The 18,472-nt window shown below is 40.4% G+C and carries 12 protein-coding genes; 5 read left to right on the top strand and 7 right to left on the bottom strand.

Going from position 1 to position 18,472, the window contains the following annotated elements:
* The first annotated feature begins 19 nt into the window (after positions 1-19).
* Positions 20-3,259: a protein kinase domain-containing protein gene (locus UABAM_RS06660; protein ID WP_151967227.1), complete on the top strand. Its 3,240-nt coding sequence runs from the start codon at positions 20-22 to the stop codon at positions 3,257-3,259.
* Positions 3,246-4,262, top strand: coding sequence for a 23S rRNA (adenine(2503)-C(2))-methyltransferase RlmN (gene rlmN, locus UABAM_RS06655; RefSeq protein WP_151967226.1), 1,017 nt, complete (start codon positions 3,246-3,248; stop codon positions 4,260-4,262). Before UABAM_RS06660 ends, rlmN begins: the two co-directional genes overlap by 14 nt.
* A 113-nt stretch (positions 4,263-4,375) precedes the next feature.
* On the opposite strand, the gene UABAM_RS06650 is transcribed toward rlmN, so the two are convergent.
* From UABAM_RS06650 to UABAM_RS06620, 7 genes are all read right to left on the bottom strand, one after another.
* The gene (locus tag UABAM_RS06650; protein WP_173013169.1) at positions 4,376-5,305 is read right to left on the bottom strand and encodes a hemopexin repeat-containing protein; all 930 of its coding nucleotides are present in this window, start codon (positions 5,303-5,305) and stop codon (positions 4,376-4,378) included.
* A gap of 13 nt (positions 5,306-5,318) precedes the next feature.
* The gene (locus UABAM_RS06645) at positions 5,319-6,089 is read right to left on the bottom strand and encodes a TatD family hydrolase (RefSeq protein ID WP_151967224.1); all 771 of its coding nucleotides are present in this window, start codon (positions 6,087-6,089) and stop codon (positions 5,319-5,321) included.
* Positions 6,090-6,094: 5 nt separating this feature from the next.
* Entirely contained in the window at positions 6,095-7,210 is a 1,116-nt protein-coding gene (locus tag UABAM_RS06640) for a hypothetical protein (RefSeq protein WP_151967223.1), read from the bottom strand.
* A gap of 5 nt (positions 7,211-7,215) precedes the next feature.
* A complete protein-coding gene (locus tag UABAM_RS06635; RefSeq protein WP_151967222.1) occupies positions 7,216-8,667 on the bottom strand; it encodes a serine/threonine protein kinase in 1,452 nt (483 codons plus the stop codon).
* Between the two features lie 33 nt (positions 8,668-8,700).
* On the bottom strand, positions 8,701-10,080 hold the full coding sequence (locus tag UABAM_RS06630) for a sigma-54-dependent transcriptional regulator (RefSeq protein WP_151967221.1): 1,380 nt from the start codon (positions 10,078-10,080) through the stop codon (positions 8,701-8,703).
* A 274-nt stretch (positions 10,081-10,354) separates the two neighbouring features.
* Positions 10,355-11,566 carry a two-component system sensor histidine kinase NtrB gene (locus tag UABAM_RS06625; protein ID WP_151967220.1) on the bottom strand — a complete coding sequence of 404 codons (1,212 nt, stop codon included), beginning with the start codon at positions 11,564-11,566 and terminating at the stop codon, positions 10,355-10,357.
* A gap of 102 nt (positions 11,567-11,668) precedes the next feature.
* On the bottom strand, positions 11,669-12,124 hold the full coding sequence (locus tag UABAM_RS06620) for a hypothetical protein (protein WP_151967219.1): 456 nt from the start codon (positions 12,122-12,124) through the stop codon (positions 11,669-11,671).
* 286 nt (positions 12,125-12,410) lie between these two features.
* Between UABAM_RS06620 and UABAM_RS06615 the strand changes: the two genes are divergently transcribed.
* The 3 genes from UABAM_RS06615 to UABAM_RS06605 all read left to right on the top strand — a co-directional run bounded on the left by UABAM_RS06615 (position 12,411) and on the right by UABAM_RS06605 (position 18,315).
* Entirely contained in the window at positions 12,411-16,904 is a 4,494-nt protein-coding gene (locus tag UABAM_RS06615; RefSeq protein ID WP_151967218.1) for a protein kinase domain-containing protein, read from the top strand.
* A gap of 25 nt (positions 16,905-16,929) precedes the next feature.
* The gene (gene yghU, locus UABAM_RS06610; RefSeq protein ID WP_151967217.1) at positions 16,930-17,781 is read left to right on the top strand and encodes a glutathione-dependent disulfide-bond oxidoreductase; all 852 of its coding nucleotides are present in this window, start codon (positions 16,930-16,932) and stop codon (positions 17,779-17,781) included.
* 249 nt (positions 17,782-18,030) lie between these two features.
* Positions 18,031-18,315, top strand: a complete 285-nt coding sequence (locus tag UABAM_RS06605) for a YciI family protein (protein ID WP_151967216.1) — start codon at positions 18,031-18,033, stop codon at positions 18,313-18,315.
* The last annotated feature ends 157 nt before the right edge of the window (positions 18,316-18,472 follow it).

The raw sequence follows: 18,472 nt of genomic DNA, 5'->3' as shown, positions 1-18,472 counted from the left end.
GCTTAAATTAGGATGTTGTATGGAAAAAACTTTTAATCGACTGGCAGCTCTAAGAAAAAAACGCGATAAACTCGTCAGCACGCGTTCCTGGGAAAAAGCCCTAAAGGTTGTTGATGAGATGATTAAACTATACCCATCACCTTCCTCTTTCACAAGAAAAGGAATGTTACTCGTTAAGTTAAATAGATACCGAGACGCGATTGCCAGTTTTAAACAAGCACTAAAAATAGACTCTGATTATCAGCGAGCACGAGAAATTCTAGTGAAACTATCCGCAAAAATGGATGAGACATGTATTGAAGCATATCACAACTTGTTAGAATCTCAGGTCGATGATAAAAAATTTCAAACGTCTGATGTTAGCGTCACGATGCTTGACCTAAAACCAAGTGCTGAAAGTTCGATCATTCCGTTAGTGGACATTTATGATACGGAAATTATTGAAATAACTCCTCTTTCACGACCCCACATACGTAAAACCAATGCTTTAGAGCAAAAGACCCATAAAAAATTTGGCCCATACGAAATCATTGAAGTGATTGGCGTCGGTGGAATGGGGAAGGTCTACAAAGCATTTCATCCTGAATTAGAGAGAGAAGTCGCTATTAAAGTGATGCATGCTGATGTGGAATCTCCCAAACAGCGAAAACGATTTTTTATCGAAGCGAAATTAATGGCCAAACTCCACCATCCAAGTATTGCTTCCGTATACGATGTGGGAACCATCGAAAAACAAAATTATATTGTGATGGACTACATCAAAGGACACTCCTTAAGAACCTTAAACATCGAAAAAGCGCTTTCATTTCGCAAGTCAATTGAAATTATTCGCCAAGTAGCACTTGCGATAGACTATGCCCATAATAACGGTATCATTCATCGCGACTTAAAACCAGCGAATATCATGTTAGACGAGGATACGAAACTTCCGGTTATCATGGATTTTGGACTTGCAAAAGACTTGCACCCCTCTGGAGAAGTGACAAAAAGTGGGGAAATTCTCGGAACACCTCGCTACATGGCTCCCGAACAAGCAGAAGGAAAGCAAAGCCTTATTGGACCGCCCACAGATATCTATGCTTTGGGGACGGTGATGTATGAGCTTCTTGCCGGTGAGCCTGCTGTACCTGGAAATGATCCTGCAGGAATCATTTACAATATTTTGTATCTTGAAGTCGTACCGCCACGGAAAAAAAATCCCAAATTGTCAATGGGGATCGAGGCGATATGCTTAAAATGCTTGGAGAAAAATCCTAAACATCGTTATCAAACGGGTAAAGCGCTTGCGGAAGATATCGAGCGACTTCTCAACGGCGAAATGGTCGAAGCACGCCTTGGTTTTCGGCAGCGCCTAAATCGCAAAATAAAAGCGCATAAAAACGCCGTGGTACTCACGAGCGTATTTCTGTTGTCCTTGGTTATTTTATCCGTTTCTATTTTTAGCGTGCGCATAATTCAAAATCAAAACTATGTAGATAGTTTGCGGCAACGTTCCCAAGAAAATATCCGTAAAGTTGTCAATGCAAAAAATTTAAAAGACAAATTTGCCAACTCTGAGTATGATGCTGCGGCACGTAAACAGTTAGAACATGAAGTAGAAGAGTCGATCAAACACTATATGAAGTCACGTTTGCTGCTGGAGAAGGCGTTGATTATCTCCCCTGACAACAGCGATTTAAAGACGGAATTATATGAAATTGAGAGAGAAATAGGTCTCCTTGCTTTACTTGGCAAAAATTACATCCTTAGCGAACTGTCTTTTCGTCGTTGTGAAATTCTATCAGACAAAGAAGAAGCGAAAGTGTTGGTTTCTATTGTCAACAACTACAAAGACCAACAACGTAAACGTGATATTCGACGTCTACGCGAAATTATGCAAGAGATTAGCAGCAGTCCTCCCGCCGCGGGAATGTTATACGAATACATAATTGAGATCACACGCATGAGTAAAAGTTATATCGTGCGTATATTGATTCCGTATTTGAAATATGGCAACAAATGGCAAAAAGCCATTGCCATCGAGTCTTTGGGGAAAATAGGGGACAAGTATACTAAATACAAAGGTTTGGATGTTGTTGAGTCCTTAATGCTACAACTAAAAGAAGATAACCTCAATGATGAAGAGGCTGAAAAAGTGATCTGGGCACTAGGACGTTTACGCGATGCGCGTTCTAACAAAGTTGTGGGCGAATTTCGCGCTAAGATGGGGCAGCATAGCGTTTTTTGGAATAAAACAGTGATTCCCTATGCGTGGATTCCTATGGGAGAGGTAAATTCGCAAACAGCGCAGGGTTACTTCGAGCGCGGTAAGGGGTGGTATCTTAAAGGAAATCTCCGCAATGCGATTGCCGATTTTTCAAAGGCCATAGATTTGGACTCTAAGTTCGTGCAAGCCTACAATGGTCGAGGGATATGCTATAACAACAATGGGGATGTTGACAAAGCGATTGTCGATTACACAAAGGCGATCTCTATCGATGCGAACTATGTGAAGGCGTATAGTAATCGTGGTGTTTGTTTTCAAACAAAAAAAGAATTTGCGAAGGCCATCGCCGACTACACACAAGCCATCACCATTGAACCTAAGTTTCATTTTGCATATGCGAATCGCGCAGAATGTTATAAGATACAAGTGAAAATTGATAAGGCCATCGCTGACTTTTCAAAAGCGATTAAAATGAGTCCCCCGAATGAATATTATTACACAAGTCGTGGAGATTGTTACGCCGATATCAAAAATTGGAGCAAGGCTCTCGCAGACCACGCTACGGCGGTGCAAATCAATGACAAGTATGCGCCGGCTTATAGTAACCGCGCACGTTGTTATGTAGAACTTAAAGAGTTTAGCAAAGCGATACAAGACTACTCTCTGGCAATACAACTTACACCGCAAAATGAACAATTATATTTGCAAAGGGCTCTTTGCTATCAAAAGATAAGTGATCATGTAAATGCGATAAACGATTGCTCTATCGCGATGCAGATCAATAATCAAAATTACATAAGTTATCTGTATCGTGGCGACAGTTATAAACACATAAGTAATTTTGACAAGGCCATGGAAGACTATAATACGGCCATTGGAATACAATCGTCTTTTTCTGGTTATTTGAAACGAGCCATCCTCTATGGTGAGCTTCAACAATACGACATGGCCGTAGATGATTTGCGAAAATGCTTGACATTCGAAGATGCCAACGAAAAACAAAAACAACAACTAAAAAAATACTTTGCAAAATTTAGCCATGACTCAAAATAAAAAAAGCCTATATGATTTTACATTTGCAGCGCTTGCAGAACATTTGGATAGTACATACTACGCGCGGATTGTTTTTGAACAAATTTATGAAAAAAGGATATCTTGTATTTCGCAAATATCCATGAAAAACAAAAAAGAGCGTCTAAATAACTTTGATCTTGATTTACCCGAAGTGCACTCTATTATCCACAGTGAAGACGGGCGTACGCGAAAATATATTTTGCGACTCCATGATGGAAAACTCATTGAGAGTGTGTGGATGAATTACCACGGACGCTACACTGTTTGTGTAAGCACCCAAGTAGGATGTGCAATGGGATGTGTATTTTGCGCAACAGGGCACATGGGATTTAAGCGTCATCTTTCTGTGGGAGAAATTGTTTCCCAGATAATGCTATTGGAAAAAATAGAAAAACACAAAATCCGTAATATAGTTTTCATGGGTATGGGAGAACCACTGCATAATTTCGATGCCACCATGGATGCGATCGATATATTTACTGATTTTCGCGCATTGGCCATTGCACGTCGTCACATCACTTTGAGCACCGTTGGCGTTGTACCACAAATACGCAAGCTCATAGAACACCCTTTATGCGTAAACTTAGCCGTTAGCTTGCATGGCGCAAGTGATACAAAGCGCAATCGCTTGGTTCCCATTGGCAAAAGATGGGATTTGGATGAATTGATGAATGTTTGTCGTGAATACACCGAACGCAAGAAAAAACGCATTTTCTTTGAATGGACAGTGATCCGCGAAGAAAACGATCGCAGCGAAGATGCGCATGATTTAGGAAAGCTTTTACAAGGGATTCGCGCTCACGTAAATCTGATTCCACTAAACCCCATCAAAGATTATGCGGGAACTCCAGGCGAAGATTCGCGAATACAAAGTTTCCGTCGCATATTAGATTCTTACCAAATTCCCAACACCATCCGCCAAAAAAGAGGTATCGATGTGGCGGCAGGATGTGGACAACTTCAGACAGAGAAGAATGTTTAGTGTCTAAGACATAAAAAAATCGTCCACACTTCATGTAAAGTGCGAGCGATTTTTCGAAAATTATTTCGAGGGTATTTCGTTTTGAATACCCCATTTCTCAACCCGCATGTATTCTAGAAGTCAAGACCCTTCCAGCTACTTATTGGCCAAGGACCTTCTGTCTTGTAAGTTTTTTGATTGTAACGCATAAACTCAGATCCTTTGAAGAAATAAATATAGCCATTGTTCCAAGTGACACCGGCATCGATACCATTTGCCCAAAGTCCGCTCCAATTACCAGCAATGGGTTTTGGGGCACTCGATTTGTAGGTTTTCATGCTGTAGGAAAGATACTGACTGCCTTTGAAAAAGTATATGTTATCTCCCCAACGCACAGCGGCATCAATACCACTACTCCACAAACCACTCCAATTACTAGCGATGTTATTCTTTTTACCTAGTTTGTACGTCTTCATATCGTAAGTGCGATAATGACGACCTTTGAAAAAGTAAATTTTGTTATTGTTGAATTCGATCGCTGCGTCGACATCGCTCCATAAACCGTTCCAATTTGCGGCAATAGCCTTTGCTGCGGATGCCTGATTTCCTTGCTTGACGTACTTGTTGCCTTTAAAGAAATAATAAGAGCCGCGTGATTGCCATGAACAAATAGCATTGATTCCCTGCTGTGGTGGAGTTACGGGGGGGACAGGTTGTATTTCTACAGGTTGCTCTACAGCATGTTTGTCATTAAGGCGTTTTTCTAATTCTAAAACGCGCAACTCTAAATATTCAAGTCGTTCTAACTGCTTTTCTAATATTTTAACTTTGTCTTCTAGCGTTTTTATTTTGTAGATCATTTCAAAAGTAGTGTCTTGTGAGAACAACACCGTAGTACAAAAAAGAACGATGAGCATAGTTCTAAACATGCGAAGGACTCCTAAGAGGTTTGTGGATTCCAAAACTACGAACGTTTTGGATAAATCGTAGTCGTAACCGTAGCGGTAAACGTAGTCGTAACCATAGCCGTAGTCGTCACGGTGACGATTACGGACTACTGTCACGATAGTTCTTACACTAGGATAGTGAAAACAGTTTCTTGCTATTGCTCCAGACTTGCTCACATAATTGCTCCGTTGACACTCCGTACATCTCTGCCAAATACTCATAAATTTTGACGATGTATGCGGATTGGTTGGTTTTGCCGCGATATGGTGGTGGCGCTAAGTATGGCGAATCGGTTTCTACTAGTAGTTGTTCGAGGGGAACTTGTTTGAATATATCACGAAGAGGTTGAGATTTTTTGAAGGTAACAATGCCTGAAGCGGAAATATAAAAACCTTGTTCTATGGCCCATTTGGCCAGTTGTTCTCCGGAAGTATAACAGTGCAACATCACACCAGGAACTTTTCCGACATAGTTTTGTAGAATTTCCTTTGCTTCTTCGTCGGCATCGCGTAAATGAAGAACAACGCTTTTTTGTAATTCGCAGGCAATTTCCATATGGCGTATAAAAGAATTCCGCTGTTGTTCCTTTCCCGATAAATTGTAGTGAAAATCGAGTCCAGTTTCTCCAATGGCGACCAATTGATCTTTATGATCGTATAAAAACTTCTCGTGCTCTGCGCAGAATTTATCTGCTCCGTGCGGTGTAACTCCGGCAATAAACGACAGATTTTGTTGTCTCGCAGGATCTTGCATGACTTGACGTGCAATGTCAAGGTCTGTTTCCAAACAAAACACATTGAGTATTCTGTCAACATTATGCTGATGCCAACCAGCGACTTGCTCTTCATAACCGAGAGCATTCTCCGCAAAAACATGAGCGTGGCAATCTATGTACTTCATTCGTATTACCTCTTAATAGCTTTGTTAAATTTAGTTTGTAATGGTTTTAAAGTAGAATCCAGCTGTTCTTTATCGATGAGTTGGTAACGTAACATTGTTTGTAAACTTATTTTGTATTCGTTTATGATGGCATTCGCCAAATACAACTGTCGTTTTTTTAGGGCTTTTTCTAAAAATGTGTTCAATAGTTGTAGTTGTTCTTTTCTTAATTTTTCATCGCGGGGAAATTGGAGGGTGGTTTTTTGATACCATTTTAGAATCTCCCAGTGTGTTTTCGTAGTATTGCCATTTTCACGTTGCACTTCAGCGACAAGCATCTTTATTTGTTGTGGCATGACAGGCTTTTGGTCACTAGGCCATAAGAAATATATAAGCGGTATTGCTAGGACAATGGTGATCATCACTGCCAATGAGAAACGCTGTGGTCGACTGACGGCTTCAAATTCCGCAGTACTAGCGGCTAAATCTTTGCAAACCTCTTGGGTATAATTGATTTCGTTTTTGTACATGGCAATTGTATCTTCTTGGGGAGATACATTCTCTTGCATATCTTGTGTGGGCTCGTAGTGAATTTTTTGTGTATCATCTTTACTTGAGTTGTCGGCAATAATCGTCGCATCTTTTTTTACTGACGGCTCTATTGGTGCCACCTCTTCTATTTTTTCGTTATCTTCGATGGTGAAATCCAACCCAAATAGATTGGTATCGTCTGTGAGAAAACCGTCCTTGAGAAAAGCGGCGTATATTTCGGACGGTAGTTGTATTTTTTTTGACAATATGTTGTGGTATGCGCGATCTACTATTTTTTGACAAAGGAGATTTTTTTGCACGGCGATCATCGCTCCGCTAATGGCTTTTTTTTGCTTGCCTTGCTGAATTAAATCATCGATGATGACCAAGAATAGTTTTTTGTCAAGAAGACCGTGACGTACAAATAAGCTCGTGATAGAGTTTTCAATGTAAATGCGCCACATGTTTTTCCATTCGTTTTTTTTGACATTTCCTTGGAGCCGCGAATATTCAAATCCTTTACTTTGATCTAAAAGATCATCCACTTCACTCTTTTTTACATATTTAAGCGTGATTCCTAGTTTTACTAAATGAAGATAATGAGCTTTCATAAGAGTTAGCCTTGAAAAAAATGTAGAAACTTTTGCGATAGACTTTGCCATAAATTTAGTTGTTGTTTTTCAACGACAATGTCGTGTAGCCAGTTATGTAGGTCATTAGCAAGTAGAGCACCGCTTTGATAGCGCTTGTTTTTGTTTTTGGCAATCGCTTTCATTACGATGGTATCTAAACTTTGTGGTACTCTTGGGTTCTCTTTACTGGGCGGCGTTGGTGTCGATGTAGGAATGGCGCGCAAAATAGTCGCGCTATTTCCGGTAAATGCGCGCTTAAATACCAACATTTCGTAAAGAGTAATTCCCAACGAATAGATATCGGTACGATAGTCTATGTCGTGGTGCGCTGATATTTGCTCTGGTGACATATAAGGCAATGTTCCTACATGATGAGATATTTCCGGTTGGTGGCGAAAAACGCGTTTGTAAATTTTTTTATAGCGAATAGAAATATCGCGTGCGATACCAAAATCAATCAACACACAACTACCTTCGTTGCGTATCAAAATGTTTTCCGGTTTTATGTCGCGATGCACAACTTTGTGCGAATGAATGTAGTCCAAAGCAAGGGAAAGTTGTATGGCGTAGCGAACCGATTGTTCTATCGTGATTGCCTTTTCCTTAATGAAAAAAGAGAGTGGTTTACCGTGAATACACTCCATTGCGTAAAAATAAATGTCGGTCTTTTTACCCTTTTCGCGGCCAACATCATATATTTGAATGATATTTGGGTGGCGTAATTTTTGTAAAATACGCGTTTCTCTGGCAAAGTTGTTGGCGTGGTCGTATTTTAAAGCGAGATTCGCGGGAAGCACCTTGATGGCCACCGCTTTTTGCATGAAATCATCTCTTGCCAAAAAAACCTTGCCCATTCCCCCTCGTGATATTTCTTTTTCGATGGTGTAGCGTCCAAGGCGTACTTCTTTGCTGAGTTTTCGTCCTACCTTGTGTAACTTGTCAACATGCACATCAAAAACATTACGCAACTCATTGATAAACAAGTTTAACTGTTGGTCGTCGTCAAATTCTCCCAGAAATAAAAAACTTTGCTTACGTAGCTTTAAGTATACACGATGGTACATGTTACCTTTTAACTTAGTGAGCGCTTTGGACATATCCGTAGCAATGCGTATGCACTCTACTTCGGCAAAGTAGTATTTGCGTGATGCGAGAAAGTAAAAATAGCGAAAAGTGCCTGAATCAAAATTAATGATTACTTTGCGCGGCTTTTTGAAATAATTTATCGTTATGTAGATGCCTAGGATAAAAAAAATGTAGTACAAATTTAAAACCACATCGGCGACTTCATTGGGAATAATAGGCCAAAAATAATGCTGGATGCGCAAAATAAAATCGCAACACGTAACCATGGCAATCGTTTTTATCCAAAAGTGCAGCTCTCTTGGTGTACGAATGCGTATTGTAAATTGACGATCAGTTATTTGCCATTCCATCGCTAGGTGACAACTTTGCTGTGATGATAGCAATTATTCTGTTTCATCGCTTTTCTTTTCGTTTTTGTAAGGTAAATCGTATTCATCAATTTTTCTGTACAAGGTGCGAATACCAATGCCAAGAATTTTCGCCGTTTTTGTTTTGTTTCCGCCTGTTTTTATGAGTGTGCAACGTATCAATTCTTTTTCCACTTCTTTTAGGGACGAACTTCCCACTTGTATTGTGACAACATCACCTTTTATTTTCGTATTTTGAATTTCTTTGGAAAAATGTTCTGGTTCAAGAGTATTTCCTTCACACATGACAATCGCACTCTCTACAGCGCGTTCCAGCTCACGTATATTTCCTGGCCAGTCATAACTGTTTAAGAGATTGAGTGCTTCTTCGGAAATGTGGTCCACTTTTTTGTTGTTTTCTTCGCTGTGATAACGAATGAAATGTTGAACAAGAGGGGGAATGTCTTCGCGATGTTCTCGTAAAGGTGGCAGCTCTATTTGTAGAACTTTTAGACGATAATACAAATCTTCACGAAATTGACCGTCGCGAACTTTTTGTTCGAGATTGACATGGGTAGCCGCAATAAAACGAATGTCGACTTTATGAGTTTTATTAGCTCCTAACCGCTGGAATTCACGTTGCTCTATAACGCGTAGTAACTTTACTTGTATGTTAAGGGGGATTTCTCCTAATTCATCGAGAAAAAAAGTTCCTGCGTCGGCCTCGGCAAGTCGCCCGTCACGATCTTCAAATGCCGTAGAGTGCGCTCCTTTATCGTGGCCAAATAGCTCGTCTTCAATAAGGGTATCGGGAAATGCGGTAAGGTTTACGGTCACCAAGTTACCGTTGCGATTACTCAAACGATGTAAGGCACGTGCCACAAGTTCTTTTCCTGTCCCTGTTTCTCCGGTGATAAGAACTGTTGCCCTGGAAGGAGCGACCTTGATGATTGTTTCAAAAACTTCCTGCATTTTTTCCCCGCTACCAATCATTCCTTCGAAAGAATTGGTCCGTTTCACTTCACTTAATAGTTTTTTCCGGTCTTCTTGAATGTTTTTGGTTTGCAGCGAAGCCGGAATAATTTTTTTGAGTATAGAAAGATCAAGTGGTTTTTCTAGAAAGTCAATGGCTCCCAATTTTACAGCTTTTACCGCTTTTTCCACACTTCCAAAAGCTGTCATCATCACTACGGAAACCTGGGGATGTTCTTTTTGTATGCGTTCAAGAACTTCGATACCATTGATCCCTGGTAATTGGATATCTGATAATACAAGGTCTACATCTTTACTTTTTAGTTTTTTTAGTCCTTCTTGGCCATTACCTGCCTGTAAGACTTTATATCCCCATTTTTCAATTGCTCGCGACAAGGCCATACGGGCACCCTTGTCATCTTCTATAATTAGAATACTACTCATGGAAACCTCTAAAAATTCTATGTAATTTCATATTTATTTGTAAATGATTCGAGTGGTGCGGACGAAAATCGTTCGTTTTATTAGGTATGCTTAATCGTTGTGTAGACTAGGGCGTGTCATCAATTAACCTTCATTCACTATTGAGACCTTGTAAATACTAGCGTCGTTGCTCCTTATTTAAATAACCTAGCTATGATGCATGCGGAGCGCCTAGCTAGAATTTACAATGACTTTGATATTAAATAAACTTTAATTGATGACACGCCCTAAATTGTTATTTTTTGACAACAGGAATATATATACTAAAACACGCACCTTGGTCTAGATTATTTTCAGCGACAATTCTTCCCTCGTGACGTTCTATAATGCGGTTGGCAATTGGCAAACCTAAACCGGTTCCCTCTTCTTTGGTGGTAAAAAATAAATCGAACAATTGTGATTTATTTTCCATTTGCAAACTAGGTCCATTGTCTTTTATTTCTATTAAAATATACTCATCAACACTCAATGTCGAAACCTCAAGAATACCACCTTCTTCTTTTTGCATTTCTTGTATGGCATTGAGAGCAATGTTATACACCGCCTGAGAAATTTGGTCAGGGTCTACAAAGCTCTTGGAAACCCGTCCTAGGTTAGAGATAATTTCAACACCTGACTGGCGGGCCTCCTCTCTCAAGAGAGAAAGAACACGGCGAATCACGTCATTAATGTCCGCTTCGACAAATGTGGGTTCTGGTGGCCGCGAAAAACTCAAGAAATTCTTGATGATTTTATTTAATCTATTGATTTCATACAATACATTGTCGATGATTTCGAGAGTTTCTGTTTGCGAGTTTGATGACTCCATATCTTCTTTTATGAGTTGAATATTGAGAGATATTGAGTTAAGAGGATTGCGTATTTCATGAGCAATACTTGCTCCAAGATTCGCCAGAGAAGTTGTGCGTGCATTACGCACGAGTTGATTTTCCATGTATATTTTATCTGTTGCATCGATCATTGTCATGATGCAACCTATGATTTCACCGTTGTTATTTTTAAACGGAGAAAATTGTAAATCAAAATAGCGTATTTTCTGCGATTTGGTTTCAAGTGGATAGCGGGAAAATTCGTGAGTTTTTCCTTTTTTGATGACATCCGTGGATATCATATCTGCGAGAATTTGACCGCGAAATTCTTCCTGGAATCTTGGAAATAACTCCTTGAGTGGTTGTCCCATTGCCTGTTCTTTCTGAGCAAACTGGGATTCTATTCGCGAATTCCAAATGATAATTTTTTCTTGGGTATCGGTTACGGCGATGTTGTGGTTTATACTCTCGGCGAATAGTTTGATGACATCATATTCTTCGTGTTTTTTCGAGTTAGTTGTGCTCTTTGGCTTCGTTGTACTTTTCGACTTAGTACTTTTCGGTTTGGTTGTACTTTTCGATTTCGTACTTTTCGACTTCGTTGCGCTTTTCGACTTCGTTGTTTTTTTGGCCGCCATAGTATTGCCTGTAAAATATCACAAATAGAGTGATCTTAATTGTAATAGCTTTTCATTGGAGCTAAGACTACAATTAAGATCGTTTGTTTTTATAAAGATACTCTAGTCCAACCATAAATACCAAGCATCTAATGCATCATCGCGAAAAGTTAATGTATATTTCATATTGCGATAGTTGTTAAACTCAACATAAGTCCATCGAACCTCTTTGATACCTTCGTACATATTTGTTTCTTTATCATTTGGAAAACCAAGGGCTTGTGCGACTTCATTTGTCGACATGCTTGTTGATAGAGTATCATTGAGTTCTTTTTTGCGGATAATGCCTTCCGCTTGCAAAAAACGTTGTTTTTGTAGATCTGTATTTAGTTTAAAAAATCGCGCTCTTTGACTATCTTCCATGAGCAGCAAATATTCGTCGTATTCACTATTTGGAGCGTCGGTACCCGGGTATACGATTTTTTCATCTACATTGGGTTTTACTTCAGGTGTTTTTTGCGAACAGCCAGCTGCAAGCATTACAGTTGCTGATATAAGTAAGATAATTGCTTTTTTCACACTAAATTCCTTATGCTAAGGTTCACAAAACTTGTGAGAATTTAAACTTACCTTAATAGTTAGCTAGACGCTAGACAGAATTACACATTTATCGCTTCTGTGTTTTTGCAAAAGCAATACGTGAAAACCTAACCAACAATTAGGGTAAACTTACCTTGTTTTATTATAGCGATTATTCTGGGTAAATAAAGCGTCTTTTTATATTTTTCAATAAGCGCAAACGATTTTGTGTTAAAATTTTGCGCTATTTTATTTCTTTGGTACAATATAGCTGGAGGACTTTTGAATGAAACTCAAAAAAATCAAACAGCTAAAATCTCAATTCAACGAAAAAATCGCCAAAAAAAATTGGGAAGAAGCACTGTCCATTCTGGATAAGATGATTGCAACGACCTCATCATTTCACTACAAAAGAGGTGCTTTGCTACTAAAGTTGAAAAAATACGAAGAGGCAAAACAGTGTGCCGAAGAAGTTCTTGCCGCCCATCCTCAAAATCAAGATGCGTTACGACTTTTCGAAAAATGCAATGAAAAGCTGCAAGAACAAGCTGATACCGAAAAAATAGATGATCAACAAAATTCTGTCGCGAGTAATGACGCCGATGTTTTTATGACAAACGAAACGTTCATTCTCGACGGGAGCGAACAAGATAGCGAAGACAAAGAAGAGTTTGCTTCTAATGTCACTATGCAAATGCCTGGAACAAGCGAAAACCAGAAAAAAATGCACCAGGAAAAAACGCAAGTTATCCAACAAATGAAAAGAGAAAAGTCTTTTGATCGCTATCGAATTATAGAAGAGCTAGGGCGTGGAGGTATGGGGCTTGTCTACAAGGTGTATGACCCGCAAACGGATCGTGTTGTCGCCCTAAAGGTTTTGCTCTCCGGTAGCTTTTCTCATGAGAAACACGTACAACGTTTTATGCGTGAAATTAAGACCACTGCAAATTTACGGCATGCCAACATTGTTACTTTGTACGAAACGGGTTTTTTTGACAATCACCATTATTTTACGATGGAGTATATCGAAGGAGCCTCCTTGCGTTCTTTCCTGAAGAGCGAGGATTATTCGCAGTCGGCCATACTTGAAATTATCATAAAAGTGGCGCGTGCTATTGATTTTGCGCACAGCAAAGGAGTCATTCACCGCGATTTAAAACCTGAGAATATCATGATTTGTCCCAACAACGAACCAAAGGTGATGGACTTTGGCCTCGCAAAAAGTTTGGAGAGTCAAGATAATGTTTCGATGACCAACGAAATATTGGGTACACCTGCTTACATGTCTCCTGAGCAAGGTGAAAGTAGCCACGTCACTGCGGCAACGGATGTTTATTCTCTGGGAATTATTCTCTATGAGGCACTTTGTGGGCGCGTACCATTTCGTGGCAAAACACTCGCAAGTATTTTACAACAAATATTCAATGATGACCCCATTGCGCCGCGCGCTCTCAATGCAGAAATATCAAAAGAACTCGAAGCAATATGCTTTAAAGCCATAGACAAAAAAGCACATAGGCGTTATCATTCGGCACAACTATTGGCAAAAGATTTAGAAAACTATCTGACGCATCGCCCAATTATTGCTCGTCCTCCAGGTCATGTAGCACTTCTGAAAAAGTTTTGCCGACGTCATCCACTTTTGATCACCGCTTTGTTGAGTACTATTTTTGTTTTGAGTTTCTGGGGTTACTACGTTTTGCTGCAATGGCGACAAAGCGAAATTGAGCGCCGCGAAGCCATTTTGCAAAATGCCAACATTATGATGTCCAAAGCCAGGGAAGCATCGATCTCCGAGTCATGGCGTAAATGTGGTGTTTTGTCAGGAAAAGCTTTGAGTATTGTACAGGACCTAGGCAGTAAGAAGGCGAAAATTATTCAAGAACAAGCTTACAGTCATGTGCGCACCGCTTTGTTTCGTTACGGACTTTTATGGGAATCGCGAGATTTTGCGATTGCCGCCAATAAGTTAGCGTTCAATAGTGATGAATCGGTACTTGCCACAGCCTTGGAAAGCGGGGACATTGATCTTTGGGGAACGAACGGTCATAAATTACTCTCCATTAGCGGTCACTTTGGAGGAGTAACAAGCATTGTTTTTGCGAAAAAAGATATTCTGATCTCTGCCTCTCAAGACAACACAATTCGTCTGTGGGATAGTGGCAATGGTAAATTAATTCGCGTTTTGCGTGGCCACAAGCGCACCATTACCGATATTGAGTTGTCCGCCAATAATGAATGGTTGGTTTCGAGTTCTGAGGATGGTTCTATTTGCTTTTGGGAAATGGCAACAGGCAAGTTACTCAAGAAAATAACCGCGCACAAATCGGCGGTAACGGACATTGATTTTTGGGGAGATAAAACACTTGCTTCCTGCGGAAAAGATCGTTGTATTTATTTTTGGGATGTGAATTCTTTTCAGCGCAAGGAAAAGTTTATTTATCACGAAGACATTGTGACAGACATTGCGTTTTTCGGGGAAACTCTCATTTCGGCCTCTCGCGACAAAAAGATAAAGTTTTACGATGTGAATCGCCAAAAAGAGCTCAAAACGATAACGAACGATTACATTGTGAATGATATATCTGTTAGTGGCGCAAAAAAAATTGCCGCACTTGCGGGAAATGATGGCAAAGTTTATGTCCTTGATTTAGTGAACTATGAAATACGTCATACTTTTGCGCGGCACCTCGGTGCAATTACGGACGTGCACTTCAATCGCGACGGCAAAACATTGGTTTCCGCTTCGGAAGATAAAACTGTTCGTCTATGGGATCTCGAAAAACGTCAACAAATAAGTGAAGTTAAAGGTCACGTACATTATGTTTACTCGGTAGCTTTTCATCCGCAACAAAAATTTGTCGCTTCCGCTTCGCATGACAAGACGATACGTTTGTGGGACACCACCACAGGAGAACATCAAGGTGTATTTGTTGGCCACGACGCGGAAGTGAATTGCATCACCTTTAGCCCAGATGGCAAGACGTTGGCCTCTGCTTCTTTTGATAAAACCATAAAATTATGGGACTTGGAGAAACACAATGTTTTGCATACCTTTTTAGGGCACGAAGAGGCGGTTCTATCTGTGCAATATAGTAAAAGTGGTCGTTATTTGCTCTCTGCATCCGAAGACATGACAGCGAAACTTTGGGATGTAAAAACGCGCAAGCTACTTCGTACTTTTTCAGGTCATGAGCACATCGTTACCAAAGCCATCTTTAGCGATGATGAACGCTTTATCGTTTCGGGATCGTATGACAAAACCGTTAAATTGTGGGAACTGAAGACGGGTAAAGTACTCAAAACGTTTCGTGGACACAGCAATATTGTGTTTGGAGTTGCTCTTAGCCTTGACAACAAGAGAATTGCATCGAGTTCAGAAGATACGGTAATAAAAATATGGGACATTGCTTCCGGAAAGCAAATGGAAGAGCTAAAAGGGCACGAAGATATTGTGTACGATGTATGTTTTCATCCACAAAAAAATGTCTTAATTTCCGCCTCGGAAGACAAAACGATTCGGATATGGGATCTCGATGCGTATCGTGAGATGAAAGAGTTACGCGGCCACCGCGATATCGTGGTTGATATCGAAGTTTCGAGAGATGGAGAGCTTTTGGTGTCGTGTTCCGAAGACCGCACGTTGCGTTTGTGGAGCATGGATCTTCCACAACTACAACGCAAGTTACGCTTGCACAAAGAAGAAGTCTACTCGGCTATTTTTAGCAAAGACGGCAAAAATTTGATATCCGCCGGCGGGGATAGTCGTGTATGTATATACAACACCGAAAAAAATACGCGTAGATATCTTTCCGGGCATAGCGACCGTGTAAAAACAGCTATTTTTAACGATAAAAATGACAAAATAATTTCGTGCTCCTCGGACAAAACGATACGTGTGTGGGACATCGCTTCGGGGAAGGTGGAATTCGTGATGGAAGGGCACGAAGAGGAAGTATATAACATTGCGATGAGTCCTGATAACCGTACTTTAGCAAGCGTATCTGCCGATCACACTTTGCGCTTGTGGGATATCACGACAGGAAAATGCCTAAAGGTTTTATACGGACATACTGATTTTGTCTATGCGGTAGCGATTGCCGCGGACGGTAAAACAATCGCAACGTTTGCTCACGACAAAGTCATTGGTATATGGGATGCGGAACAACAAACACCGGTAAAAAAATTGCGCGGTCACCTAGCTCCAGGATACTGGTTAGAATTCAATCCTTCGGGTACTCTACTCGCCTCGGCATCCATTGACCAAACCATTCGCTTGTGGGATGTCAAAAAAGGCGTACAGGTGAATCAATTTAACACAAATTCTAGCGCCGGTTCTGCGACTTTCAGTCCCGATGAACAATTCTTAGTGACGTCGTCCTATAGCGGGCATATTTTTTTGTGGGAAATAAAAACTTCTACTCTCAAACGTAAAATTAAAGCGCACAATGGTCCGATTTATTGGTTAGACTTTTCGCCAGATGGAAAAACTCTTGCTTCGGCTTCCGAAGATGGTTCTATTCGTATGTGGCCGATTAACTTTTCCTCTCATCACAATTTGCAAAAATTACAGTTGCCCATTTGGGTCAAAACCAATATGCAGAATATTCCGTTAAAAAGCCAATCGCCCTTTAATTTTCGTTTAGATGTGGCGGGAAGTTTAATTGAGTATTTTTTAAGAGAAGATCCACAAAAAATTACTGAAATCCTATTTGGTCTACGCATCACAAAAGATTCAACGATAACAGAGGTGGAAGCCACTCGTTATATGTTTCGTTAACACTTAATCAAAGAAAGGCAACAACATGTCAGAAACCAATGAATATCAACCGCCAAAAGTTTGGGAATGGAAAAAAGGTAGTGGGGGAAAATTTGCCAACATCAACCGTCCTATTGCCGGAGCCACACATGAAAAAGATTTGCCCGTAGGCAAACATCCCTTTCAATTATATTCATTAGCAACGCCAAATGGACAGAAAGTCACCATTATGCTCGAAGAACTATTAGAGCTTGGCGAATCCAACGCGGAGTACGACGCATATCTGATTCATATCGGTGAAGGTGATCAATTTTCTAGTGGTTTTGTCGCCGCAAATCCCAATTCTAAAATTCCGGCATTAATGGACCACTCCACTTCCCCCGTAACACGTGTATTTGAGTCAGGTTCTATACTTATGTATCTAGCGGAAAAATTTGGACACTTTATACCCAAAACTCCTGCAGGGCGCACCGAGTGTCTGAATTGGTTATTTTGGCAAATGGGATCTGCTCCCTATTTAGGAGGTGGCTTCGGGCATTTTTATAACTACGCTCCGATGAAAATAGAGTATTGCATTGATCGATTTGCGATGGAGGTAAAACGCCAATTGGATGTACTAGATCGTCATTTAGCCGATAATGCTTACATGGCGGGGGAGGAATATTCTATTGCCGATATGGCAATCTGGCCGTGGTATGGGGGCCTTGTGCTCGGAAAATTATACGATGCTGCCGAATTTCTTGATGTGAAGTCATATAAAAATGTCGTGCGCTGGACAGAGGAAATTGAAAAACGTCCCGCGGTGCAACGTGGAAGAAGAGTGAATCGCGTGTGGGGGCCTGAGGAAGAACAAATGGCGGAACGCCACGATGCCAGCGATTTTGAGTCAAAAGGTTAGAAAAATCGTTCACGCCTAGGATTTAATGCATAAAAATCCATGTCATTCAAACTTATGTCATTCCCGCGTAAGCGGGAAACCAGCAATGTAAAGTGGACTTGTAAACGCTGGATCCCTGCTTTTGCAGGGATGACACGATAGCAATGTCATTCCCGCGTAAGCGGGAAACCAGCAATGTAAAGTGGACTTGTAAACGCTGGATCCCTGCTTTTGCAGGGATGACACCATAAAGGAAATAGAAAAAACAAAATGGCATATTTAATCATGTACAAACCAACAAGAGATAATTTTATCAACACAATGAGTGAACAAGAGCAGCAAATTTTAGGGCAGCACTTTTCTTACTTACAAAACTTACTTGCCGAAAAAAAACTGTTACTGGCAGGGCCTTGTGAAGATGGCTCTCTAGGAATTGCAATAGTGGAAGTTGAATCCGAAGTACAGGCAATGGAAATCATGCAAAACGACCCTTGTGTTCAAAACAAAGTGTTTTGTGGTGAAGTAAAACCGTTTCGCGTTTCTTTGCGTTCTTAATTTATGCACTTTTGTCTTTTAGTCTGGCACCAAAAGAAAACTGAGGAAGAACAAATGGTTGAATACCAAGATGCTAGTGATTTTGATGTTAAGAGTTAAATGAAAGATTCATCATGAGTGATTTCTCCTGTTTGGCTTATGAAGCCAAACAGGGAGT

Source organism: Candidatus Uabimicrobium amorphum (assembly GCF_009002475.1).
Taxonomy (GTDB): domain Bacteria; phylum Planctomycetota; class Uabimicrobiia; order Uabimicrobiales; family Uabimicrobiaceae; genus Uabimicrobium; species Uabimicrobium amorphum.
The sequence above is the reverse complement of the archived record's forward strand: the minus strand, read 5'-3'. Positions and strand labels throughout refer to the sequence as shown.